Source organism: Microvirga sp. HBU67558, assembly GCF_018069605.1.
Taxonomy (GTDB): domain Bacteria; phylum Pseudomonadota; class Alphaproteobacteria; order Rhizobiales; family Beijerinckiaceae; genus Microvirga; species Microvirga terrae.
The window spans coordinates 1-524 of the sequence record NZ_JAGPUP010000216.1 but is presented as its reverse complement, the minus strand read 5'-3'; the positions used below and the strand labels follow the sequence as shown (position 1 = coordinate 524).

General features: G+C 58.0%; 1 protein-coding gene. It reads left to right on the top strand.

Annotation, left to right across the window (positions count from 1 at the left end):
* Positions 1-339: 339 nt before the first annotated feature.
* The coding region (locus KBI52_RS00905; RefSeq protein WP_210804792.1) for a TetR/AcrR family transcriptional regulator at positions 340-524 on the top strand (185 nt) is incomplete at its 3' end.

The window sequence follows — 524 nt, the reverse complement described above, 5'->3', positions numbered from 1 at the left end:
CGGCCGGTGAGAGACAAGTCGCTTCATCAGGGCACAATTCAAAAGATCAGGTGAGGAGCAATGGAGGGCTGCGAGTGCATACTGCCCAGCCGTAAACCCGGAACGATCGATCCGGTTCCCAAGCGGATCACATTTCGACATTAGCCCAATATCTCAGAAGGCGGGCCTGCTTATGGACGAGAATACATTCCAATCTATTCCCGAAGCCCGACCTCGATATCGTGGCAGAACTCCGCCGGGACCCTTAGCGACCGGTCATGCTCTCATCTTGACGCTGAAGGGCTCGACGCTGATATGGCGGATGGATTTCGGCCGAACGGGTTGAGCGCAAGGAGAGCGATGTCGGAACATGTTCGAGACCGAAAGAGCTCGCGCGAGAGGATTCTCGACGCGGCTGCGGAGCTGGTGAGCGAGATCGGGTCGGGACGACTGACGCTGGACACCGTGGCCGAAAGGGTGGGTCTCAGCAAGGGTGGGCTTCTCTACAACTTTCCCACCAAGGACGCGCTACTCCAAGGCATGGT